We start from the raw sequence: 13,331 nt of genomic DNA on the forward strand, positions 1-13,331 counted from the left end.
GGGCGTTAGGTCGTCCGGATGCGGCGGAGCGCGGCGAGGGCGCGGTCGGCGTGCGCGTTCATCCGGACCTCGCTCTTGACGATCTCCAGGACGCGCCGGTCGGTGCCGATCACGAACGTCTGCCGCTTCGTCGGCGCGAGCGCGATGCCGCGCTTCACGCCGAAGCGGGCCCGCACCGCGCCGTCGGGGTCGGACAGCAGCGGGTAGCCGAGGCGGTGCTTGTCGGCGAACTCCTTCTGCCGGTCGACGGAGTCGGCGCTGATCCCCACGGGATGGGCGCCGACCTCGGCGAGCTCGGCGACGAGGTCGCGGAAGTGGCAGGCCTCGGCGGTGCAGCCGGGGGTCAGCGCGGCCGGGTAGAAGAAGAGCACCACGGGGCCCTTCTCCAGCAGCCCGCTCAGCGTGCGCGGCTCGCCCGTCTCGTCGGGGAGCTCGAAGTCGTCAACCACATCACCGACGTTCATGCCCCGACGGTACCCGGGCGCTTACGGCCGCCCGCGACCGGCGTCCCCCACCGGCCGGCGCTCAGGCGAGCAGGGCCGCCACCTCGGGCGCCGTCCACGCCCCGGCGGCGCCGGGACGGGCGGCGAGGTAGCCGCCGGCGCGGGACGGGGTCCAGCCGTGGGCCTCGCGCAGGCCGCTGCCGAGCATGGTCAGGTAGGGGGCCGTCGGGGCGTTCAGGGCGGCGCGGGCGACAGGATCGGGTGCCGTGAAGGTCAGCATGGGATGGCCTTCGAGGTCACCGACCCGCAGGACGGTCTCGTAGCGGCCGGGGCCGAGCCGCTGCCGGCCGGTGGCGAGCACCTCGGACAGGTCGTGGTCGGTGCCGGTGTCGCGGCGCATCTCCTGCGCCATGACGTCGCAGAACTGCCGGCGGGACAGCAGGTACGCGCGGGCGGCGGCGCGCCCGGGCAGCTCGGGGTCGTAGAAGGCCATGCCTCCGCCCCAGGTCAGCGAGGTCAGCGCGAAGTAGATGCCGCCGGGCAGGGTCACCGGGCGCTCGGCGCGGGCGGGCCGGGGATCGCGGCAGCCCGTGTAGTGGCGGGCGCCGCCCCGCGGCCTGCCGCCGGACAGGTAGCACCCGAACCGCTCGCGGAACAGGTTGGAGCCGTAGGCGACGTACCAGAGGGAATCCGCGTCCACCCCTCCCAGTATCCCCGCTGGAAGGCCCGGTCGTACCCCCCGCGGACGGCCGGCTTCCCGAGGACTTCCGATTCGCCAGGTTTGACGGACTCGGCGCATGGCAATACTCTCTCCATCGAGCAGGTGTCTACGACGCAGATACCTCCAGGCTTCCCCTGTGTTGTCCCGGAGGACCGTCATGCACCGCCCGTTGAACATCGCTCTCGTGTCCGCCTCCGACCTTGACGGCGAGCACGCGCACTCCATCCACGTCCGGGATCTCGCCCGTTCCCTGGCCAAGCCCGCCTCCGGCGACGGAGACGGCCACCAGGTCACGGTCTACGCCCGGCGGCAGGACCCGGCCGCCCGCGGCCGCGTCCGGCTCGGGCCGGGCGCCGCCCTGGTCCACCTCGACGCCGGGCCCGCGCGCCCCCTGACCGACGACGAGCAGCTGGAGCACGTCCGCGACCTCGCCGACGCCCTCCGCCGCCGCTGGAGCGGCGCCGGCCGCCCCGACGTCGTCCACGCGCACGGCTGGGTCGGCGGCCTCGCCGCCTGCGCCGTCGCCCGCGAGCTGGACATCCCGTTCGTGCAGAGCTTCCACGGCGTCGCCGCCGCCGAGCGCCGCGCCGGGCGCCAGGTCCACCCGCACCGCGACCGGCTGGAGAAGGCCATCGGGCGCGGCGCCGACCTCGTGCTCGCCGGGCACACTGAGGAGGCCGACACCGTCGTCCGGACCGGCGTCCCGCGGCCCTCGATCACCGTCGTCCCCTACGCGGTGGACGGCGAGCTCTTCTCCCAGGTCGGCCCCGCGATGCCGCGCGGCGACCGGGACCGGCTCGTGATGGTCTGCCGCGACCTCGCCGCCGGCGACGTCGAGACCGCGCTGCGCGCCCTCGTGCACGTCCCCGGCGCCGAGCTGGCGGTCGCGGGCGGCCCGGTCCGCGAGGAGCTGGAGAACGACCCGGTCGTGCACCGGCTGATGCTGCTCGCCAAGGAGCTGCACGTCGCCGACCGCGTGATCTTCCTCGGCCGGCTGCCGCGCAAGTCGCTGCCGAAGCTGCTGCGCACCGCCCGGCTGGTGCTCAGCATCGCGCCGGTCCAGCCCTCCCCGGCGGTGCCGCTGGAGGCCATGGCCTGCGGCGTCCCCGTGGTCGCGACGCCGGTCGGCGGCAACGCCGACGAGGTCCTCGACCAGATCACCGGGCTGCACGTCCCGGCGGGCCGCCCGGTCGTGATCGGGCGGGCGATCCGGCGGCTGCTCTCCGAGGAGACCACGCTGCACGGCTACTCGATCGCCGCGGCCGACCGCGCCCGGTCCCGCTACTCCTGGGACCGGATCGCCGCCGAGACGCTGCGCGCGTACGGCAAGGTCCTGCCCGCCCCCGAGCCCGAGCCGGAGCTGGAGGACGAGGACGAGGCGGCGTTCGAGGACGACCGGTCCCCCGCCCTGGTCGCCTGAGACGCCCGACCGTCCCCCGCGAGGGCCCCGGAGCCGCACCGGCTCCGGGGCCCTCGCCCCGTCTCCGGCCCGGGACGCCTCCCGGGCCCCTCGAACGCGTCCGACAAATCCATGCATGACGCCCAGGTGGGATACTGTGCGGCATGATCCGAGCCACGACGTCCGGAGGCGCCGGGTGCTGATCGGCAGGGCGGCCCAGCTCGCCGAACTGACCGGCGCGCTCGACCGCGCCGCCGCGGGCGCCGCCGGGACCGTGCTGGTCAGCGGGGACGCCGGCGTCGGCAAGACCCATCTCGTCACCGCGCTCGCCGGCGCCGCCCGCGCGTCGCTCGGCGGGATCGACGCCCTGGTGTGCTGCGTGGGCGTCGCCCGGCTCCGGATGATCGCCGACGTGACCGGCGAGGACTGGCGCGGCCTGTTCGAGACGAACGTCGAGGGGCCGCACCGGCTACTGCGCGCGTGCCTGCCGCTGCTGGCGCCCGGCGCCGTCGTCATGGTCCTGTCGTCGGAGACCGTCCACCAGCCCCGCACCGCCCTCGGCGCCTACGCCACCAGCAAGGCCGCGCTGGACCGGCTCGTCGAGGCGTGGCGCACGGAGCATCCGCGCCTGCGCTTCACCACCGTGACGGTCGGCGCGACGTTCCCCACCGACTTCGGCAACGAGTTCGAGCCCGAGCTGCTGACCTGGGCGCTGGAGGACTGGAGCGTGCGCGGGCTCGCCCAGGAGGAGTTCATGGCCCCGGACGAGGTCGCCGGGGTCCTCGCGGGCGTGCTCGGCACCGCGGCGGCGTTCCCGGCCGTCGGGCTCGACCACCTCACCGTCCGCTCCCCCTCCCCCGTCGCCGGGACGTTCGGGGGCGCCCTCGACCGCGCCGCCGGGGAGACCGGCCCGTCCGGCGGCACCACCCCCGAGCGAGGAGCGCTCCGTGGTTCAGTACACCCCGGTTGAGTACAACCCCTTCGTCAAGGAGACGGTGCACAACCCGTTCCCCGTCTACCGGCGGCTGCGGGACGAGGCGCCCGTCTACCACAACGCGGACGTGGGCTTCTGGGCCCTGTCGCGCTACCAGGACGTCATCGACGCGCACCTGGACACCGACGCCTTCTCCAGCGCGCACGGCGTCACGATCGAGGGCGCCGACCAGGGGGCGCCGTTCCTGATCACCAAGGACCCGCCCGAGCACACCCGGCACCGCAAGATCGTCGCGCGGATGTTCACCCCGCGGCGGATCGCGCTGCTGGAGCCGTTCATCCGGCGGACGGCCGCGGACCTGCTCGACCGGCTGCGCGGCGCGGACCGGTTCGACCTGGTCCAGGACTTCTCGATCCGGCTGCCCCTGGACGTCATCAGCGAGCTGATCGGCATTCCGGTCGAGCGGCGCGAGCGCATCCACGAGCTGAGCGACCGGATCGCGGCGCGGTCGGAGGACATGACCACCCCGCCCGAGGTCTACGAGGCGAGCGCCGAGCTGTGGGGGCTGCTCGCCGAACTGGTGAGCGACCGGCGGCGCGACCCGGGGGACGACGTCATCACGCTCCTGATGAACACCCCGGTCGAGAACGAGGACGGCACCACCCGGGCCCTGGACGACGGCGAGCTCGCCTCCCGCTTCCTGGAGCTGGCGTTCGCGGGCCACGAGACCGTCGCCAAGCTCATCCCGAACGGGGCGATCGCGCTGAGCTGGTATCCCGACCAGCGGCGCGAGCTGGCCGCCGACCCGTCCCTCATCCCGAACGCGGTGGAGGAGATGCTGCGCTGGGACCCGCCGTCCCACTACCAGGGCCGCTGGACGCTGAAGGACGTCGAGCTGCACGGCACCGTCATCCCGGAGGGGCAGCGGGTCATCCTCGTCACCGGGTCCGCCGTCCACGACGAGCGCAAGTACCCCGACCCGGAGCTGTTCGACGTCCACCGCGACATCGACCGGCACGTCAGCTTCGGCTTCGGGCGCCACCTGTGCCTGGGGGCGTCCCTGGCCCGGCTGGAGACGCGCGTGGCGTTCGAGGAGCTGCTCAAGCGCTTCCCCGACTTCCACTTCGACGAGACCGGCGTCGAGCGGCACTACTCCGGCAACGTCCGCGGGCTGTCCAGCCTGCCCCTGCTCGTCGAGCGCTCCGCGGCCGTCTGAGGGCCGCCCGGCGGAACCGCCCGCGACGAGCCGTCCGAAGGAGCCGTCCGGAAGGAGGACCGGCGATGCCCGACCATCCCGTCAACGAGGCGATCAACCTGATCAGCGGCGATTTCTGGGGCCGCGAGCCGCAGGCCGAGCTGCGCTGGATGCGCGAGAACGCCCCCGTCTACCGGGACGAGGCGGGCGGCGTGTGGGGCGTCGCCAGGCACGCCGACATCAAGGCCGTCTCCCGGATGCCCGAGGCGTTCTCCAGCGCCCACGGGATCCGCCCCGACACCGGCGCGACCCCCATGATGATCGACATGGACGACCCGGCGCACAAGCTGCGCCGGAAACTCGTCAGCGCGGGCTTCACCCCCCGCCGCGTCGCCGCGCAGGAGGCCTACCTGCGCCGGATCTGCGACGAGATCATCGACGGCGTCTGCGAGCGCGGCGAGTGCGACTTCGTCCAGGACGTGGCCGCGCCGCTGCCGCTCATCGTGATCGGGGACGCGCTCGGCGTCGCGCCGGAGGACCGGTCGATGCTCCTCACCTGGTCCGACGACATGCTGAGCGCCCTCACCGGCGGCGACGACCCGGACTCGCTGACCAAGGCGGCGGAGGCCTTCGGCGGGTTCACCGAGTACGCCGACCGCGCGATCGCGCTGCGCCGCGACGAGCCGCGGGACGACCTGCTCAGCGTCCTCGTGCACGCGGAGGTGGACGGGGACCGCCTCGACCACGGCTCCCTCGTCCACGAGTCGCTGCTCATCCTGATCGGCGGCGACGAGACCACCCGGCACGTCATCTCCGGCGGCATGTACCAGCTGTGCCTGCACCCCGAGCAGCGCCAGGCGCTCATCGACGACTCGGGCGGGATCCCCACGGCCGTCGAGGAGATGCTGCGCTGGGTGTCGCCCATCAAGAACATGAACCGGACGGCGGTCCGCGACGTCGAGCTGGGCGGGCAGCTGATCCGCGAGGGCGACAGCGTGCTGCTGCTGTACCCGTCCGCGAACCGGGACGAGGAGGTCTTCGAGGACCCGTTCCGGTTCGACGTCGCGCGCACCCCGAACGACCACATCGCGTTCGGCAACGGCCCGCACTTCTGCCTCGGCAACAGCCTGGCGCGGCTGGAGCTGAAGGTGATGTTCGAGCGGCTGCTGGCCCGGCTGCCCGACATCGAGCCGGCCGAGGAGGACGAGCCCGCGCGGCGTCCCGCCAACTTCGTCTCCGGCTACGAGTCGTTCAAGGTGCGCTTCACCCCGGCCCGGCGAACGGAAGGATGACATGACCGACCTGCCGGAACTCGGCTTCTACGGGCTGGCCGGGCACTCCGGCTCGCCCCGCGACCTGCTCGACCAGGTCCGCGACGGTGAGCGGCTCGGCTTCGGGTCGGTCTTCCTGTCCGAGCGGTTCACCACCAAGGAGGCCGCCGCCCTGTCCGGCGCGGCGGGCGCCGTGAGCGAGCGCCTCGGGGTCGCGACGGCCGCGACGAACCACAACACGCGGCACCCGCTGCTCACCGCGACGTTCGCGACGACCATGCACCGGCTGACCGGCGGCCGGTTCGCGCTCGGGCTCGGCCGCGGCTTCGACCTGCTCTTCGACGTCATGGGGCTGCCGCGCGTCACGTCCGCGCAGCTGGAGGACTTCATCGGGATCATGCGGCGGCTCTGGCGGGGCGAGCCCGTCGTGGACCACCACGGCCCGGCCGGCGACTTCCCGTACCTGAGCCAGGACCCGTCCTTCGCCGAGGACATCCCGATCATGCTGACGGCCATGGGCGAGCGGACGCTCGCGTTCGCCGGCGGGGTCGCCGACGGCGTCGTCCTGCACACCTTCTTCACCGACGACACCCTCGCCCGCGCGGTGAAGGCCGTGCGCCTCGGCGCCGAGCGCGCGGGCCGCGACCCCGCCGGGGTGCGGGTCTGGTCGGTCCTCGCCGCCGTCGGCGACCACCTCGACGAAGAGGCGCAGCTCCGCAAGCTGGTCGGCCGGCTCGCCACCTACCTCCAGGGCTACGGCGACCTGCTCGTCCGCGTCAACGGCTGGGACCCCGCGGCGCTGGCCCGGTTCCGGGCGGACGACCTCGTCAGCGGCTTCCCGGGCGCGTTCGACGTGATCGCCACGCCCGACCAGCTCCGGCACGTCGCGGAGATGCTCCCGGACGAGTGGCTCGCCGCGTCCGCGACCGGGACGGCGGAGCGGTGCGCGGACCGCGTGCTCGACCAGTTCCGCGCGGGCGCCGACGGCGTCGTCCTGCACGGCGTCACGCCCGCCGAGGCCGAACCGGTGCTCGCCGCCTACCGCGAGGTAAGGCCCGGCGGACCGGCGGACGCCCTGCCCCGCAACCCCGGACGGAGCCGCCCCGCATGACCGTCGTGAGCGGGCCGTCCGAGCTGACGCCCGAGCTGCTGAGCGAGGTCCTCGGAGCCAAGGTCTCGGCCGTGACGTGGGAGCGCGTCGGGTCGGGGCAGATCGGCGCCTGCTACCGGCTCCGGCTGGACGGGGATGAGGAGGTTCCGCGGCGGCTGATCGCCAAGCTCGCCGCGGAGGACGAGGGCTCCCGCGCCTTCCTCGCCCCCGCCTACCGGGCCGAGGTGTGCTTCTACCGGGACCTGGCGTCCACCGTGACGATCCGGACTCCCCGCTGCCACTACGGCGCCCTGTCCGACGACAACACCACCTTCGTCCTCCTCTTGGACGACCTCCATCCCGCAACGCAGGGCGACCAGCTCGCCGGGTGCACGCCCGCGCAGGCGGCCGACGCGGTGGCGAACCTGGCCGGGCTCCACGGCCCCCGCTGGTGCGACGCGTCGCTGCTCGACGTCCCGTGGCTGAGCGCGGTCGGCGAGGACGACGCCGCCTCGCTCGGCGAGGTGTTCGGCCCGGCCGTCGAAACCTTCACCGACCGGTTCGCGGGCGTCCTCGGCGACCGCGACGTCGGCACGCTCCGCGACACGGCCGCCGCGATCACCGCCTGGGCGACCGGGCGGCAGGACGTCTTCGGGCTCGTCCACGGCGACTACCGGCTGGACAACCTCATCTTCCCGCCCGGTGACGCCCCGGGCGTGACCGCGGTGGACTGGCAGACGCTCAGCATCGGCCACCCGCTGCGCGACCTCGCGTTCCTCCTCGGGACGAGCCTGGAGCCGGACCGGCGCGCCGCGCTCGAACGGCCCCTCGTCGGCGCCTACCACGCCGCGCTCGCCGCGCACGGCGTGACCGGCTACGGCCTGGACGCCTGCTTCGAGGACTACCGCTTCGCCGCGCTCCAGGGACCGCTGATCACCGTCCTCGGCTGCGCCTACGGCGCGCGGACCGAGCGCGGCGACCGGATGTTCCTCGCCATGGCCGCCCGGTCCTGCGCCGCGATCCGCGACCTCCGCACGCTGGACCTCGTCTGACCGCGCCGGACCGCTCAGGCGGGGTCGTCCGCCGCTCCGTCCCGCACCGGCTCGCAGATCACGACGGGGATGCGCCGGTCCGTCCACGACTGGTAGCGGTCGAAGTCGGCGTACATGGCGACGAGCCGCGGCCACAGCTCCGCGCGCTCGCCCTCCTCGGCGGTGCGGGCGCGCATCCGCCGGACGTCCCGGCGCACCTGGACGACCACGCGGGGCTCGGCGAGCAGGTTGAGGTACCAGAGCGGATTCCTCGGCGCGCCGCCCTGCGAGGCCACGAGGACGACCCGCTCGCCGTCCTCCATGAACAGCAGCGGCAGCGTCCGCGCCCGCCCGGTCTTGCGGCCCCTGGTCGTGAGCAGGCAGACGGGCACCCCGCGGGGGAAGGCCGCGCCGACGCGCCATCTGCCGCCCACCCGGCCGCCGGTCGCCCGGTAGACGGCCACGTTCGCGCGGGACATCACCTTGAGGATCTTGGGCATGAGCGGCGAGTCGAGCCCCTTGGGCGGACCGGACGCCGCCGCACCGGATCGCGGCATCGCCATTCCCTTCATCTCGTCACCGGGCCGCCCGTCCCTGGGCGATCGTCGGCGGGCCCGCCGCCCCTGTCGGGCGGCGGCCGGGCACGCTACTGTCGAAACGACTTCGATCAAGTATTCATTATGCAAAACCGTCCCGGCTCGCGCACCGGGGCACGGCGGAGGGAACGGCACATGGCGGGTCTGGACGGAACGGCGGCGCTGGTGACCGGCGGCGGCAGCGGCATCGGCCTCGGCTGCGCGGCCCGCCTCGCCGCGGACGGCGCCGCCGTCACGATCTGCGGGCGGACCGAGGCGCGGCTGCGCGAGGCCGCCGAGCGGACCGGCCGGGGCATCGGTTACGTCGTCGCCGACGTCACCGACGAGGAGCAGGTCGAGAAGGCGGTGCTGGCGGCGGCCGAGCGGGGCCCGCTGCGGACCGTCGTCGCCTGCGCCGGCGGCTCGTCCTCCATCGGCCCGATCGGGCGGCTCGACACCGCCGCCTGGCGCGCCACGCTGGAGCTCAACGCCACGGGCACCATGCTCACGATCCGGCACTCCTCGCAGGTCATGGCGCGGCAGGGCGGCGGGTCGATCATCGCGATCTCGTCCATCGCCGCGTCGAACACCCACCGGTGGTTCGGCGCGTACGGGGTCTCGAAGGCCGCGGTCGACCACCTCGTCCGGCTCGCCGCGGACGAGCTCGGCGGCGCCGGGATCCGCGTGAACGGCATCCGGCCGGGACTGGTCCGCACCGAGCTGGTGGCCGCGATCGCCGACTCCGGGCCCGTCCTCGACGACTACCTGGCGTGCATGCCGCTGTCGCGCGTCGGGGAGCCGGAGGACATCGCCGCCGCCGTCGCCTTCCTCGCGAGCCCGGAGGCGTCCTGGATCACCGGCCAGCTCCTCAACGTGGACGGCGGGCACCATCTGCGCCGCGGCCCCGACTACTCCCCCATGTTCGGGCCCATGTTCGGCGAGGCGGCGCTGCGCGGCCTCCCCGACGACACACCCTGACGAGTTGTATACTTTATACGACACCGGACGCGAGGGGCGGCGCCGTGAACGACAAGGTCTACATCCACGAGTTCATCGACATCACCCGGCAGAACCGGGCCCGCTACATGCACCACATGACCGCCAACTGGAGCCCGATCGGCCAGGAGCAGCGGAACCAGCTCTGCTACGGCGTCTGGGGCGTGGTCGGCTCCACCGGCCGGTGGCCGCAGGTGGTGAACATCTGGGAGGAGGACGGCTTCGCCGGGCTGGCGTCGTCCTTCCGGCACGAGTTCAGCGGCGCGACCCTCCAGGACCCGGCCCTGGAGAAGTGGTGGGCCGCCGCCGCCGACCTGCGGTCCGGGGGCGTGGACCGGCTCCTCGTCCCGCACCCGGAGATGCCGGCGATCGACGAGGTCTGCCGGCGCGGCCTGCGCGGCGAGGTGTACGCGCACGAGCTGATCGGGGTCGGCGCCGGCCGGGCGCGGCGCGTCCTGGCGGACGCGGTCGAGGAGGCGCGCGCGGGCGAGGGCGACCACGGATGGGTCCTCGCCGGCGCCTGGACGACCGCGATGCGCAACGACGACGAGCTCATCCTGCTCTGGGCCGTCCCGACCTGGGCGGCCTGGGCCGAGGCGGAGGCGCGCGAGGCCGCCGGAGAACCCCGCCTGCTCAGGAAGACGCTCCCGGAGTTCCGCACGCGGGAGCGCGTCCTGCTCGCCGACTCCGCGCTGTGCCCCTTCAAGACCGGACGCCAGCCGAGCCGCGCGGACCGCGTCGACTGGGAGGACTGACCCCGAGGAAGACGCCTCCCGGGCGGGCTACCCGTCGAGCTTCAGAACACGCCTGGCGTTCTCGTGCAGGAACTTCGGCCACACGTGATCGCGGAACGGCACGTCCGGCATGTCGGTGAAGATGCGCTCCAGCGTCAGCCCCATCGGGAAGTAGCCCGCATAGATGATCTTGTCGGCGCCGCGCGTGTTGGCGTAGTCGATGATCGCCTTCGGATAGTACTTCGGCGCGAACGCGCTGGTCGAGTAGTACAGGTTCGGCCACTTCAGCATGAGCTTCACCGCCAGCTCCGTCCACGGCTCGCAGCCGTGCCGCGTGACGAGGACCAGCTCGGGGAAGTCGAACATGACCTCGTCGATCAGCTCGACCTTCTGCGGCGCCATCCGCAGCCGCGGCCCCGGCACCCCGGCGCAGACGAAGATCGGGATGTCCAGCTCCACGCACTTGGCGTAGACCGGGTACATCCTCTTGTCGTTGATCGCCACCTGCGGGAACGTCCCGGCCGGGAACACGCCCGCCGCGCGCGTGCCGAACTCCTCGTGCTCGCGCACGAGCTTGCGCACCGCGTCCATGCCCTGGTTGGGGTCCACGTTGGACGAGGCCGCGAACCGGTCCGGGAACCGCTTCAGCGCCGAGCGGGACGTCTCGTCCTCCACGCCGATCAGGCCCCGCTCGATGCCGTACCGGTCCATCTCCCGCAAGGTCACGCCGACCGGGTCGTCGGTGGGGAGGTCGTGCGGCACCTCCTTGAACATGTACTCGGCCGGGAACTCCATCTCCTCCTTCGAGGCGCGGTCCTTGGCCTGCGCGCGGATGAAGTCGTACTGGGCGGTGCCCTCCTGGGGGAAGGCGATCATCGTGTCGATGACCGGCGTCCCGGCCGGGAACGTCATGCTGACTCCGTGTGGCGTCGGAAGCAGAGCTCACATTCTGAAACGTGATTCTCACCCGGGTCAAGGGTCTCACCCATGCCCAACAGAGGAGGGCTGATCTCTTTGAAACTGCATTCTATCTCGGGACGTCATCTGCACGGCGGATCGTACTTCCGGCCGGAGACGTAGCGCGTCCATTCCTGGCGCGTGACGGGCTGGCCGGCCACCGCGCAGACGAACGCCGCCGCGGACTCGGGGTCGACGTCCCACAACCGGACGGTGTGGTCGTGCCCGCCCGCCGCCACCGTCCGCCCGTCGGGGCTGAACGCCACGGACAGGACGCTCATCGTGGGACCGGTCAAGGTGGCGAGGTGGACGGGATCGCGGGGCCGCGCCAGATCCCACAGCCAGACGGTGTTGTCGGTGTCGCCGACCGCGAGCGTCGGCGCGCCGGGGCCGAAGGCGAGCGAGTACACGACGCTGGCGGGGCCCGTCAGCGGAGCGCCGAGGACGCCGGGCGCCCCCGGGTGCGTGACGTCCCAGAGCTGCACGCTCCCGTTCGCCTTCCCGACCGCGAGCGTGCGGCCGTCCGGGCTGAAGGCCACCGCGTAGGCCTCGTCGGTGGTGGATCCGGCGAGCGTGGCCAGCCTTCTCGGGCGGCGGCGGTCGGCGATGTCCCACAGGTAGGCGTCGCCGTCGCCGCTCGCGGCGGCGAGGAGGCGGCCGTCCCGGCTGATCGCGCAGTTGTACACGAGCTTGGCGGGCCCGGTGAGGTCGGCGCCCTTCACCGGCCGGCGCGGGTCGGTGATGTCGACCAGGTGGACGGCGCCGTCGTCGGCTCCGACCGCGAGCAGTCTCCCGTCGCCGCTGGCGGTCACCGACTCGACCAGGTCGGCCGCGGCCGGGACCGCGGGGCCGAGCCGGGCGGGACGCGCCGGGTCGGCGACGTCCCAGAGCTGGATGCCGCCGGCGGTGTCGCCGACCGCGAAGACCCGCCCGTCGGGCGTCAGGGTCCCCGCGCCGGAGTACGGGACGGCGTCCGGGGCGTTCCGCGCCGGGCGCCCGAGCCGCACCGGCCGCTGGATGTCGGTGGGCGACCACACGGTCACGGTGTTGTCGCGGGAGCCCGGGGCGATGCCCAGCCGCCGGCCCGCAGCGTCGAAGCTCAGGCCGAAGACCGTGTCGGCCGGTCCGGTGATGACCGGCCCGGGCACCATCCAGGCGCGGACCGTGCCGTCCTCGCCGAGGGTCACGAACGAGTGCGCGTCGCGGTGGACGGCGGCGACGACCGGGCTCGGATGCGGCAGCCGGCCCACCGCCCGCCGTCCGGCCACGTCGAACAGCCAGACCAGCTTGTCGGAGCTCGCGGCGGCCAGCACGGCGCCGTCGGCGCTGAACGCCACCGCGTTGACCCAGCTCGCGGGCCCTGTCAGGGGCGCGCCGAGCCGGCGCGGGCGGCGCGGGTCGCTGATCCGCCACAGGTAGACGCTGTGCTGGGCGCCGGTGCCGGCGGCCAGGGTCCCGCCGTCCGGGCTGACGGCGATGCTGAACACCTGGCTCGCGGGGCCGGTCAGCGTCGCGAGACGCCGCGGGCGCGCCGGATCGGCGATGTCCCACAGCCGGACGACCCGGTCCTTGCCGCCCGCGGCCAGCGTCCGCCCGCCCGGGGCCAGCGCCACGGCCTTGATCGCGCCGGTGGGCCCGGCCAGGGCGACCGGCGGGGCCACGGCCGGCAGCCGCGCCAGCGACCAGAGGTAGACCCGCTTCCCCTCGCCGCCGGCGGCGAGGGCCCGGCCGTCCGGAGTGAGCGCCATGGACGCGACCGGCGGGGCGGGGACGGCCGGTGCGCCGATCGCGACCGGGCGCGCCGGGTCGGCGACGCTCCACAGGCGGATGCTCCGGTCGCGGTCGCCGGCGGCGGCGAGGATCCGCCCGTCGGCGCTGAGCGCCAGCGCGGCGACCGGACCGCCCGCGCCGGCCGGCAGCGACCCCGCCGCGTCGAGCGCCTCGTCCAGCTGGTCCATGGTGGCCAGTGCGATGGCGTTGCGAGC

Annotated in this window: 13 protein-coding genes; 8 read left to right on the forward strand and 5 right to left on the reverse strand. The window is 74.0% G+C overall.

Annotated features, from left to right (window positions below; translation table 11 throughout):
- Positions 1-5: 5 nt before the first annotated feature.
- Together E1300_RS26375 and E1300_RS26380 are read right to left on the reverse strand one after the other, a co-directional pair.
- Positions 6-464, reverse strand: a complete 459-nt coding sequence (locus tag E1300_RS26375; RefSeq protein ID WP_131759759.1) for a peroxiredoxin — start codon at positions 462-464, stop codon at positions 6-8.
- Positions 465-525: 61 nt separating this feature from the next.
- Positions 526-1,143, reverse strand: a complete 618-nt coding sequence (locus E1300_RS26380) for a histone deacetylase (protein ID WP_207399963.1) — start codon at positions 1,141-1,143, stop codon at positions 526-528.
- A 178-nt stretch (positions 1,144-1,321) separates the two neighbouring features.
- On the opposite strand from E1300_RS26380, the gene E1300_RS26385 reads away from it, so the two are divergent.
- From E1300_RS26385 to E1300_RS26410, 6 genes are all read left to right on the forward strand, one after another.
- Positions 1,322-2,584 carry a glycosyltransferase gene (locus tag E1300_RS26385; RefSeq protein ID WP_131759760.1) on the forward strand — a complete coding sequence of 421 codons (1,263 nt, stop codon included), beginning with the start codon at positions 1,322-1,324 and terminating at the stop codon, positions 2,582-2,584.
- A gap of 136 nt (positions 2,585-2,720) precedes the next feature.
- Positions 2,721-3,533 carry an SDR family oxidoreductase gene (locus tag E1300_RS26390; RefSeq protein ID WP_165503005.1) on the forward strand — a complete coding sequence of 271 codons (813 nt, stop codon included), beginning with the start codon at positions 2,721-2,723 and terminating at the stop codon, positions 3,531-3,533.
- Positions 3,511-4,713 carry a cytochrome P450 gene (locus E1300_RS26395; protein ID WP_131759762.1) on the forward strand — a complete coding sequence of 401 codons (1,203 nt, stop codon included), beginning with the start codon at positions 3,511-3,513 and terminating at the stop codon, positions 4,711-4,713. The genes E1300_RS26390 and E1300_RS26395 overlap by 23 nt, the downstream gene beginning before the upstream one ends.
- Before the next feature lie 65 nt (positions 4,714-4,778).
- Positions 4,779-5,984, forward strand: a complete 1,206-nt coding sequence (locus E1300_RS26400; RefSeq protein WP_131759763.1) for a cytochrome P450 — start codon at positions 4,779-4,781, stop codon at positions 5,982-5,984.
- Between the two features lies 1 nt (position 5,985).
- Entirely contained in the window at positions 5,986-7,074 is a 1,089-nt protein-coding gene (locus E1300_RS26405) for a TIGR03857 family LLM class F420-dependent oxidoreductase (protein ID WP_131759764.1), read from the forward strand.
- Entirely contained in the window at positions 7,071-8,105 is a 1,035-nt protein-coding gene (locus tag E1300_RS26410; protein WP_131759765.1) for a phosphotransferase family protein, read from the forward strand. Before E1300_RS26405 ends, E1300_RS26410 begins: the two co-directional genes overlap by 4 nt.
- Before the next feature lie 14 nt (positions 8,106-8,119).
- Here the strand turns inward: E1300_RS26410 and E1300_RS26415 are convergent, their stop codons facing one another.
- Positions 8,120-8,641, reverse strand: coding sequence for a nitroreductase family deazaflavin-dependent oxidoreductase (locus tag E1300_RS26415; RefSeq protein WP_131759766.1), 522 nt, complete (start codon positions 8,639-8,641; stop codon positions 8,120-8,122).
- Between the two features lie 174 nt (positions 8,642-8,815).
- Between E1300_RS26415 and E1300_RS26420 the strand changes: the two genes are divergently transcribed.
- Together E1300_RS26420 and E1300_RS50355 are read left to right on the forward strand one after the other, a co-directional pair.
- Positions 8,816-9,637, forward strand: a complete 822-nt coding sequence (locus E1300_RS26420) for an SDR family oxidoreductase (RefSeq protein WP_131759767.1) — start codon at positions 8,816-8,818, stop codon at positions 9,635-9,637.
- A gap of 44 nt (positions 9,638-9,681) precedes the next feature.
- Positions 9,682-10,410, forward strand: a complete 729-nt coding sequence (locus E1300_RS50355; protein ID WP_165503006.1) for an NIPSNAP family containing protein — start codon at positions 9,682-9,684, stop codon at positions 10,408-10,410.
- A 27-nt stretch (positions 10,411-10,437) separates the two neighbouring features.
- Here E1300_RS50355 and E1300_RS26430 read toward each other — a convergent pair whose 3' ends face one another.
- A complete protein-coding gene (locus E1300_RS26430; RefSeq protein ID WP_131759768.1) occupies positions 10,438-11,301 on the reverse strand; it encodes an amidohydrolase family protein in 864 nt (287 codons plus the stop codon).
- A gap of 128 nt (positions 11,302-11,429) precedes the next feature.
- Positions 11,430-13,331 (reverse strand): WD40 repeat domain-containing protein (locus E1300_RS26435; protein ID WP_207399964.1); only part of this gene is annotated, 1,902 nt, incomplete at its 5' end.

Source organism: Actinomadura fibrosa (assembly GCF_900659615.1).
Lineage (GTDB): Bacteria > Actinomycetota > Actinomycetes > Streptosporangiales > Streptosporangiaceae > Spirillospora > Spirillospora fibrosa.

What these genes read in the sequence shown, in the direction of transcription:
- E1300_RS26420 (WP_131759767.1), top strand. Translation starts at nt 8,816, where the DNA reads ATGGCGGGTCTGGACGGAACGGCGGCGCTGGTGACCGGCGGCGGCAGC.
- E1300_RS26410 (WP_131759765.1), top strand. Translation starts at nt 7,071, where the DNA reads ATGACCGTCGTGAGCGGGCCGTCCGAGCTGACGCCCGAGCTGCTGAGC.
- E1300_RS26400 (WP_131759763.1), top strand. Translation starts at nt 4,779, where the DNA reads ATGCCCGACCATCCCGTCAACGAGGCGATCAACCTGATCAGCGGCGAT.
- E1300_RS26405 (WP_131759764.1), top strand. Translation starts at nt 5,986, where the DNA reads ATGACCGACCTGCCGGAACTCGGCTTCTACGGGCTGGCCGGGCACTCC.
- E1300_RS26415 (WP_131759766.1), bottom strand. Translation starts at nt 8,641, where the DNA reads ATGCCGCGATCCGGTGCGGCGGCGTCCGGTCCGCCCAAGGGGCTCGAC.
- E1300_RS26385 (WP_131759760.1), top strand. Translation starts at nt 1,322, where the DNA reads ATGCACCGCCCGTTGAACATCGCTCTCGTGTCCGCCTCCGACCTTGAC.
- E1300_RS26430 (WP_131759768.1), bottom strand. Translation starts at nt 11,301, where the DNA reads ATGACGTTCCCGGCCGGGACGCCGGTCATCGACACGATGATCGCCTTC.
- E1300_RS26375 (WP_131759759.1), bottom strand. Translation starts at nt 464, where the DNA reads ATGAACGTCGGTGATGTGGTTGACGACTTCGAGCTCCCCGACGAGACG.